General features: G+C 63.4%; 10 protein-coding genes. 6 read left to right on the forward strand and 4 right to left on the reverse strand.

Annotation, left to right across the window (positions count from 1 at the left end; translation table 11 throughout):
* Positions 1–13: 13 nt before the first annotated feature.
* Entirely contained in the window at positions 14–1,195 is a 1,182-nt protein-coding gene (locus HRU92_RS04620; protein WP_164854793.1) for a type III PLP-dependent enzyme, read from the reverse strand.
* 193 nt (positions 1,196–1,388) lie between these two features.
* On the opposite strand from HRU92_RS04620, the gene HRU92_RS04625 reads away from it, so the two are divergent.
* Positions 1,389–2,852 carry a DegQ family serine endoprotease gene (locus HRU92_RS04625; RefSeq protein WP_172123156.1) on the forward strand — a complete coding sequence of 488 codons (1,464 nt, stop codon included), beginning with the start codon at positions 1,389–1,391 and terminating at the stop codon, positions 2,850–2,852.
* Positions 2,853–2,861: 9 nt separating this feature from the next.
* Positions 2,862–4,190, forward strand: a complete 1,329-nt coding sequence (locus HRU92_RS04630; RefSeq protein WP_127752927.1) for a replication-associated recombination protein A — start codon at positions 2,862–2,864, stop codon at positions 4,188–4,190.
* Here the strand turns inward: HRU92_RS04630 and HRU92_RS04635 are convergent.
* Positions 4,187–5,338, reverse strand: coding sequence for a patatin-like phospholipase family protein (locus tag HRU92_RS04635; RefSeq protein ID WP_127752928.1), 1,152 nt, complete (start codon positions 5,336–5,338; stop codon positions 4,187–4,189). The two genes, HRU92_RS04630 and HRU92_RS04635, sit on opposite strands and share 4 nt — an antisense overlap.
* Before the next feature lie 123 nt (positions 5,339–5,461).
* Here HRU92_RS04635 and crcB point away from each other — a divergent pair, with 123 nt between their 5' ends.
* The 4 genes from crcB to HRU92_RS04655 are packed head-to-tail and all read left to right on the forward strand — an operon-like array spanning position 5,462 to position 8,274.
* Positions 5,462–5,845: a fluoride efflux transporter CrcB gene (gene crcB, locus HRU92_RS04640; RefSeq protein WP_127752929.1), complete on the forward strand. Its 384-nt coding sequence runs from the start codon at positions 5,462–5,464 to the stop codon at positions 5,843–5,845.
* The gene (locus HRU92_RS04645) at positions 5,842–6,831 is read left to right on the forward strand and encodes an RluA family pseudouridine synthase (RefSeq protein ID WP_172123157.1); all 990 of its coding nucleotides are present in this window, start codon (positions 5,842–5,844) and stop codon (positions 6,829–6,831) included. The genes crcB and HRU92_RS04645 overlap by 4 nt, the downstream gene beginning before the upstream one ends.
* On the forward strand, positions 6,828–7,511 hold the full coding sequence (locus HRU92_RS04650) for an HAD-IA family hydrolase (RefSeq protein WP_172123158.1): 684 nt from the start codon (positions 6,828–6,830) through the stop codon (positions 7,509–7,511). The genes HRU92_RS04645 and HRU92_RS04650 overlap by 4 nt, the downstream gene beginning before the upstream one ends.
* A complete protein-coding gene (locus HRU92_RS04655; RefSeq protein WP_172123159.1) occupies positions 7,495–8,274 on the forward strand; it encodes an ATP12 family protein in 780 nt (259 codons plus the stop codon). Before HRU92_RS04650 ends, HRU92_RS04655 begins: the two co-directional genes overlap by 17 nt.
* Here HRU92_RS04655 and folK read toward each other — a convergent pair.
* Together folK and folB are read right to left on the reverse strand one after the other, a co-directional pair.
* Positions 8,271–8,705 carry a 2-amino-4-hydroxy-6-hydroxymethyldihydropteridine diphosphokinase gene (gene folK / locus HRU92_RS04660; protein WP_172123160.1) on the reverse strand — a complete coding sequence of 145 codons (435 nt, stop codon included), beginning with the start codon at positions 8,703–8,705 and terminating at the stop codon, positions 8,271–8,273. The two genes, HRU92_RS04655 and folK, sit on opposite strands and share 4 nt — an antisense overlap.
* A complete protein-coding gene (folB, locus tag HRU92_RS04665) occupies positions 8,705–9,091 on the reverse strand; it encodes a dihydroneopterin aldolase (RefSeq protein ID WP_172123161.1) in 387 nt (128 codons plus the stop codon). Before folB ends, folK begins: the two co-directional genes overlap by 1 nt.
* Position 9,092: the final 1 nt, after the last annotated feature.

Genomic DNA, 9,092 nt, shown 5'->3' on the forward strand with positions numbered 1-9,092 from the left:
AGCTGTTTCGCGCTTATTCCGGCTGGACGTCCTTGCCGGTGTAGACTTCCTCGACCCAGTACTGGTCACGGCGGTCAAAGCCGTTGAACGGGGTCAGCGAGGCCTGGGTATAGGCACCCATCAGGCCGAACTCGATCCAGTCGTCTTCATCGATATCGGCGGGCAGGGTGAACACCTGGGGCAGCACGTCATAGCTGTCGCAGGTCGGCCCCCAGATGGTGAACTCGGAGAACTCGGCATTGTTGTCGTGCACCCGCGCACCGCGCCACACCCGCACTGGGGGAGTAAAGTGCATGAACTTCACTTCCATCAGCGAGCCATAGGCGCCGTCATTGACATAAACCGATTGGCCGCCACGCTGATGCTTCACCCGCAGCAGCAGCGAGGTCGACGAGGTCACGAGGGCCCGACCGGGCTCGATGATCAGCTCAGGGCGATTCTTGTTGCCGAAATGATCCTCGACCGCGGTCGAGATCGTTTCGAAATAATAGTCCATCGGCGGCGCTTCGCTGGTCGGGTAGGGGGCGGGATAGCCGCCACCGATATTAAGGCGTTTCAGCTCGATCCCCGCTTCGTTCACGATGCGCGATGCAGCCGCGATGTGACGCTCATAGGCATAGGCGTCTTCGCACTGCGAGCCGACATGGAAGCACAGGCTCGGCGTATAGCCCATCTGCTCGACCATGGTGACGATCTCGGCGGCGCCTTGCTCCATCACGCCAAACTTGATGCCGAAATCGTACGACTTCAGCGCCTTGCCGGCCTTGAAGCGCGTCGTGACCTCAACGTCGCGCGAGGGCGATACCACGGAGGCAAGCTGATCGAGCTGCTGGGGATGGTCGATGGTGAAGGAGCGAACGCCGAACTCCTCATACGCCCGCACAATTTCCCGCTTGTTCTTGATCGGATTGTTGTAGTGCATTGCTGCACCCGGCGCATAGTCGCGCACCAGCTCCATCTCTCGATTGGAAGCAACGTCGAATGCCTTCAGCCCTTCGCGGTGCAGCTGCGCAATGATGTGGGGCGAAGGGTTGCACTTGACGGCATAAGTCAGCAGCCCGTCAAAGCCCTTGCGAAACACTTTTGTGGCCTTGTGCAGCTCCCGCTCCGAGAACAGAAATGCCGGAAAATCCGGAGCTTCCGCAGCGATCAGCGCGGAGGTATTGGGAAACACGTGTTTCGGCTCAGTGGTCATTGACGACTTGCCTTTCCGGCACAGGGGAGAGGGGGAGGTGAGCGCTGCATATAGGGTGCCGGGCCCCCCAATTCAAACCTTTATTTGCATTGGATTTATCTGCTGGCCGCTGTGCCATTTTGACGACAAAGTCTGGGCGTTTCGCTGCCCCTCCGCGGCCCCTGGGCCGCACCCTTTGCTGGAGTTTTGCTTGATGCGTGTGCAGGCTTGGATCGGGGCTGGTTTGGTGCTTGGGGCTCTGGCTCTGGGCGGGACATTGGCTTTGGCTCCACTACAGCAAGCCTCCGTAGCGCAAAGCCAGGATCTGACCTCGGCCCCCGCCACCCGGCAGGTGCCCCAGAGCGAGGGGCAGCTCAAGCTCAGCTTTGCGCCGGTCGTGGCGACGGTCGCCCCTTCGGTGGTCAATGTCTATGCGACCCGCATCGAGCAGCAGGCGACTTCCCCCTTTGCCAGCGATCCATTCTTCCAGCGCTTTTTTGGTGGCCGCCAGTTCCAGAGCCGCCCGCGCGAGAGTCGCTCGCTGGGCTCGGGCGTAATTGTGGATGCCAGCGGCGTCGTGCTCACCAACCGCCATGTGATCGAGGGCGCCACCGATGTGCGTATCGCCCTTTCCGATGGCCGTGAGTTTGCAGTCGACATCGTCGTCGAAGATGCCCAGACTGATCTGGCCGTCCTGCGCGTGCGCGACCCCGCTTCCGTCACCTTCCCCGCCATCACCTTTGCCGATTCGGACGGGCTCCTCGTTGGCGATCTGGTGCTCGCCATCGGCAATCCCTTCGGCGTCGGGCAGACGGTGACGAGCGGCATTGTTTCCGCCCTGGCCCGCACTGGCGTGGAAAGCAGCGACTACGAGTTCTTCATCCAGACCGATGCGGCGATCAATCCGGGCAATTCCGGCGGCGCTCTTGTCGATCTCGACGGCAAGCTCGTGGGCATCAACACCGCCATTTATTCGCAGACCGGCGGCTCGGTGGGCATCGGCTTTGCCATTCCCGCCAACATGGCGCGGCTGGTGGCCGATGCCGGCGTCGCTGGCGGCGAAATCGTGCGCCCCTGGTTTGGCGCCAAGATGCAGACAGTGACCCCCGATATCGCCAAGAGCCTTGGCATGCCCGCGCCGCATGGGGCGCTGATCACCGAAGTGGCGCCTGGTGGGCCGGCCGAACGCGCCGGCTTTGCCTCGGGCGATGTGATCGTGTCGGTGGACGGCATCACTGTCGATGATCCCAGCGCCTTTAACTTCCGCCTCGCCACCAAGCCAATCGGCACCCAGACGCAGCTTGAGCGCCTGCGCGGCGGCAACACCCAGGCCATTGCCTTCACTGTCGAGACTGCGCCCGCTGCCGGACCGGACAAGATCGCCGACATCAGTGGCAACACCCGCTTTGCCGGCACCAGCGTGCGTCAGCTTGATCCGGCCCTTGCCGAAGCCAAGGACCTGCCTTACGACGCCAAGGGTGTGCTGATTACGGCGGTTGAGCCCGGCTCGCCTGCCGATCAGATGGGTTTGCGAGTGGACGACATCGTGCTGTCGCTCAACGATATCAGCATGGATACTGTGCAGGCCTTCACCAGTGCCGTCGCGCAGCGCGTCCGCACTTGGCAGATTATCCTCCAGCGCGACGGGCGGGTGTTGCGCAGCATTGTCAGCGGCTAAAGGAGCCCCATGGCCGATCTTTTCGCCACCCCGACCGACCAGTCCGCCGAGGATCGCGCCCGCCCTCTGGCCGATCAGTTGCGCCCGCGCAGCCTCGATGAGGTGATCGGGCAGACCCACTTGCTCGGGCCCGATGGCACGCTGCGCCGCATGATCGCCTCTGGCCGGCTGGGGTCGCTGATCCTGTGGGGTCCTCCGGGCACGGGCAAGACCACCGTCGCGCGCCTGCTCGCCGATCAGATCGGCTATGAGTTCGAGCAGATTTCGGCGGTGTTTTCCGGCGTGGCCGATCTCAAGAAGGTGTTTGAGCGGGCCCGCTTCGTTCGCCTTTCCGGCAAGAAGACCCTGCTGTTCGTGGACGAAATCCACCGCTTCAATCGCGCCCAGCAGGATGGCTTTCTGCCGGTGATGGAAGACGGCACTGTGGTGCTGGTCGGCGCCACGACCGAAAATCCCAGCTTTGAGCTCAACGCCGCCTTGCTCTCGCGCAGCCAGGTCCTGCGCTTCGAATCGCTCAGCCTCGAAGATCTGGACAAACTCGTCGGGCGTGCCGAAGCGTTGGGTAGCGCTGCACTGCCGCTGGAGCCCGATGCCCGGGCAACGCTTTTAACCCTTGCTGATGGAGACGGCCGCGCCTTGCTGGGCTTGGTGGAAGAAGTGCTGGCCTCGGCCAAGCCGGGCGAGATTCTTGATGCCGCTGCCCTCCTGACCGTCGTGCAGCGCCGCGCGCCCATCTACGACAAGGCTCAGGACGGGCACTACAATCTCATCTCGGCGTTGCATAAGACCGTGCGCGGCTCGGATCCGGATGCGGCGCTTTACTATTTCGCGCGCATGCTCGACGCCGGCGAAGATCCACTGTTTCTGGCCCGCCGCCTCATCCGCATGGCCGTGGAAGACATCGGCTTGGCCGATCCGCAGGCGCTGCCGCAGGCCGTCGCAGCTCGTGACGCTTACCAGATGCTGGGTTCACCGGAAGGCGAACTCGCCCTTGCTCAGGTCGTGGTTTATTTGGCTCTCGCGCCCAAATCGAACGCCGTCTACACGGCCTTCAAGGCCGCCACCAGCCTTGCCAAGTCAACCGGCTCGCCCATGCCGCCGATGACCATTCTGAACGCGCCGACCAAGCTGATGAAGGGCTCGGGCTATGGCGACGGCTATATCTATGACCACGACACGCCCGAAGGCTTTTCGGGGCAGGAGTATTTCCCCGAAAAGCTTGGACGGCAGAGTTTTTATCATCCGGTTGGCCGGGGCTTTGAACGCGATCTCGGCAAGCGGCTGGACTATTTCGCGCGTCTGCGTGCTGAAAAGGGGGCGCGCGAGGAGAACGACTAGTCCTCCTGCTGCCACACGCCGGCCTTGCCGCTTTCAAAGCCATAGTTATAGAGCGCCACCAGCCATTGCGGGCTGCCGAACAGATTATCCGTGCTCGGGAACTCCGGCGGAATAGCCGTAAGGCTGTAGTCGATGCCGCTTTCCGCCACCATTGACGAAAGCACGGCGATGTCGCTGCGTCCGCGATACTTCAGCAGGGTCGGGATCGAGCGCCCCAGGATCGAGGCGCTAGTCATCTGCACCGGCTCGCGGGTGGGAGCGATGGTGCCGTTGTAGATGACATAGAGGTGCCGGTTGCGGGACGCGGCGCCGGGCAGCCCATCAAAACCGCCGGGCAGCAGAACCAGGTTCTGCGTCACCCCGCCATCCACATGCAGCTCGTCATAGCCTCTGCCGCCTGCAGCAACATTGATCAGCACAGGCGGATAAATGCCCGGGACCGCCGCCGAGGCCAGAATGATCTGGCGCACCAGCCGCAGCTTGTTGGGAATGGCACTGACGGCGATGGCGCCGATATCCCACACCACCGGCCGCTCGGCATCCAGATTGGTGGTCCCGATCAGCAGGCGCCGTCCTTTTTTGTGCTCAATGGCAATCTCATCAAGGGCCTGTGCATCGACAAGGCGGGCAATGGCATTGATGAGCGGGCGGTTGCTGGCGATCGAGGGCGCGCCCAGCACGGCTGAAACGAAGTCGAGGGCGGGTGAGCGCTGCAACGCCAGATCGGCGAAGATCGCCTGCAGCCGGCTGTCATAGCGCGGGCCAAGGAATGCCATGGGCGCGATCATGGCGCCGACGCTGATGCCGGTGACGACCTCGAATTGCGGCCGGTCCCCGCGCGCCGTCCAGCCCACCAGATAGCCCGCGCCATAGGCGCCATTGATGCCGCCGCCCGAAAGCGTCAGGTAATCGATGCTGCCATCGCCCGCGTCGCGCAGGTCCGCGGCCTTCATCTCGGCGGTTTCGTCGCCCCAATAGCGAATATCGGCGTCAATGGCCGAGCCCGGGATGCCGGCCTGTTCGGTCAGCGCTGCCGGTACGGCCGGCAACCGGCTGCTGATGCTCACGCATCCCGCGAGAGCCAGCATGGCCAGGGCCATCCCCATGGAACGAACGCCGAGCGCAAGCCCCTGATCAAAAACGGTCATTATCTGCCCCAGTCACTTTGTTGCCCAATAGCTGAGACTTGGAACTGTTCCCGTGCCAACACCGGCCTTCTTGCATTTGTTTGAACTGTGGCTAAACCGCCATGGGGAGCAAGGAGCAAGTGCATGAGTGGTTATCTGTTGATTGCCTGCGGCGGCGCTTTGGGTGCGATGGGGCGCTTCGGCGCCTCGACGATTCTGGGGCGTATGCTACCCTCAGGCTTCCCCTTCGCTATTTTGCTGGTCAACATTGCGGGCTCTGTGGCCATGGGGCTGCTGGTGGGCTCGCTTGTGCGCTGGAGCCCGAGTTGGGCTGAGGAAGCGAGGCTCTTTGCCGCAGTGGGCGTTCTGGGCGGTTTCACGACGTTTTCGAGCTTTTCGCTGGACACTTTGACGCTGATCGAGCGCGGCGCACTCCTCCAGGCCGCTCTCTATGTGCTGGCATCGGTTGCTGTTTCGGTGGCGGGGCTGTATCTGGGGCTTTTGGTCACGCGAGGCAGCCTGACATGAGTGCGGTGCAGCAGCGCCAAGTGAGCGGCGATGAAGACGGTATGCGTCTGGATCGCTGGTTTGCGCAGAATTTCCCCCAGCTTGGTTTCGGACGGCTGCAAAAGCTGATCCGCAATGGTGAGGTGCGTGTCGATAAGGGCCGGGTGCAAACCAGCACGCGGCTCTCGGCCGGCCAGACCGTGCGCATCCCGCCCATCGACGATGCCGAAGCGCCCCGGCCGCCCAAGGTCAGCAATGCCGACGCGCAGTTCCTGCGCGACCTCATCCTGTATGAGGACGACGACATTTATGTCTTCAACAAGCCTGCCGGCCTTGCCGTGCAGGGCGGCAGCGGCACCAAGCGACACATCGATGGCATGCTCAAGAGCCTGCCCAACAAGAAGGGCGAAGCTCCCCGGCTGGTGCACCGTCTGGACCGCGACACCTCGGGGTGCCTTGTGGTCGCCAAGACCCATGCTGCCGCCAGCCATTTCGGCTCGGTCTTCCGCTCCCGCTCGGCTCGCAAGATCTACTGGGCCATCGTCGCGGGCAATCCCACGCCGCGCCAAGGCGAGATCTCCTGCTTTTTGACCAAGCAGTCGACCACCGATGGCGAGCAGATGGTCGTGGTGCGCAACGGCACGCCCGGCGCGCAGCATTCCACCAGCTATTATTCCACCACTGATACTGCGAGCCGTCGCTTTGCCTGGGTGACCCTCAAGCCCGTCACCGGCCGCACCCACCAGTTGCGCGTCCATATGGCCCAGCTCGGCACGCCCATCATCGGCGATCCCCGCTATTTCAATATCGAGAACTGGCAGCCTGCCGAAGGGCTGGGGGAGGGGCTTCATCTTCACGCCCGCCGCATCGCTCTGCCCCTGCGTGGTGGCAAGCGCCTCGATATCTCCGCCCCGCTGCCGCCCCATATGCGCCAGAGCTTTGAAGCGCTCGGCTTTGATCCCGACCGCTACGATGTTCAGGGCGATGATCCGGAGGAAGCGGCATGACCCTTATCATGTTCGACATGGACGGCACGCTGATCGACACGCAGGCCCTGATTGCCGAGCACATGGCCCGCACCTTCGAGGATGCCGGTCTGCGCCCACCCACGCCAGCAGAAGCGCGCCGGGTCATCGGCTTGTCGCTGCCACTGGCGCTGGGGCGTCTCGCCGGCAATGATGATCCCGCCATCATCGATCCCATGGTCGATGCCTACAAGGCGCACTATCGCGCCTCGCTCGTAGCCGATAGCAGCCGCGAAGCGCTGTTCCCCGGCGCCCTCGATGCCCTCAACCGCCTGCGCGGCCGCAGTGATACCGAACTCGGTATCGCTACCGGCAAAGGTTTGGCTGGCGTCGAGCGCATCCTGGCGCTGCATGGCATTGCCGGTCATTTCGTCAGCTTCCAGACGCCCGACCACAATCCCTCCAAGCCTCACCCCGGCATGATTCACCGCGCCATGGACGGACGCGGCGCCCTGGCCACCGATACGATCATGGTGGGCGACACTACCTTTGACATCGAGATGGGCAAGGCTGCCGGCGCATGGGCGATCGGGGTTAGCTGGGGTTATCACGAAGCCGATGAATTGCTCGCGGCCGGAGCCGATATCCTGATCGACACGTTTGATCAGCTCGACGCCGCGGTTGAACAGCTGATGGAGCAAGAGCATGCGCGACCAGCTTGAAGACATCCAGAAGCACCTCGATGACGGCTATGGCCGTGCCCAGGAACTCGACAAGGTCGAGCTGCCCGTCCGCTTCTACAAGGACGTGGGCGTCGCTCCGGTTGACGGTGGCTTCGTCGTCACCCTCGATGGTCGCCCCACGCGCACGCCCGGGCGCAAATTGCCCATCGTCGTGCCCGCTGCCGGGATTGCCACCACCATGGCCGAGGAATGGGCGGCGCAGGGCGAACGCATCGACGCCACCACCATGCCCACCGTCCGGCTGATCAATTCAGCCATCGAAAGCGGCGAGGAGTTGGTGCCCGCATTGCGCGCCGAGATCATCAAATTCGCCGGCGGCGACCTGATGCTCTACCGCGCCGAAGCGCCGCGCGAGCTGGTGGCCGAACAGGAAGCCGTTTGGGACAACGCGCTCGTGTTACTGGCCCGCCATTTTGGCGTTCGTTTCCAGCCCACGGTCGGCATTGTGCACCAGGAGCAACCTGCAGCAACGCTGAGCCGGCTCGCCGAAGAGCTCGAAAGCGAGAACCTGCTGGTGCTGACGGCACTGGTTTCGATCACCGGGCTCACCGGCTCGGGGCTGCTGGCGCTGGGTCTTTGGCACAAGCTCTTTACCCCCGACCATGTCTGGACGGCCGCCCATCTCGACGAGGATTTCCAGATCGGCCAGTGGGGCGAGGACGAGGAAGCCGCCTATCGCCGCGCCCGCCGCCGCATCGAATTCGATGCCGCCGTCGGCGTCTTGGAGCACCTGCGCCCCTAACTGCGCCGGCTGGTCAGCCACTGCGCCACTTCGGGCGCAATCTCCCGCAGCGGATCGAGCACGAAGTCGCGTTCATGGGCATAGCGATGCGGCAAGGTCAGCCTTGCCGTATCCATCTCCAGCCGCTCATAGGCCACCACATCGATATCGATCAGCCGCGGCCCCCAATGCTCGAGCCGTTCCCGACCCATCACCGCTTCGATCGCCTGCAGCGCGTCGAGCAAGGGTACGGGTTCCAGCGCGGTGTTGATCTCTAGCGCCAGATTAAGAAAATCCGGCTGGTCCGTCTTGCCCCAGGGCTTGGTCGTGATCATGCCCGATTGCGCCACGACGGCGACCCCGTCCGCTTCACCAATCCGCCGCACGGCTTCCGCCAGATTGGCGGGTGCATCGCCCAGATTGGCGCCCAGGCTGAGCCATGCCCGTGCCATCAGGCGACCGGCCGCTGACGGTGCAGCTCGATGGCCGCTTCCCCCCGCACCATAGCGATCGGCGCTTCGGGCTTGCGGATCCGAACCACGATCCACTGCACATCGGCAAAGGCTGCGAACACGCCATCAACGATGTTCTGCCCCAGCGCCTCGATCAGATCGACCCGCTTGCCTTCAAAGGCCGCTTTGACCACGTCATAGATCTCGGCATAGGAGACCGTCGAGCCGATCTGGTCGGTATAGCCGGGCTCCGACAGGTCCACCCCGCATTCAAGGTCCACAAAGAAGCGCTGGCCCAGCGTTTGTTCTTCGCTGAGCAAGCCGTGGAAGCCGTAAAAACCGAGATCGCGCAGGATGATGCGGTCGCCGCTGAATGGCTGGCTCATC

It is taken from the genome of Devosia sp. 1635, assembly GCF_013185955.1.
In the GTDB taxonomy this organism is placed as follows: Bacteria; Pseudomonadota; Alphaproteobacteria; order Rhizobiales; family Devosiaceae; genus Devosia.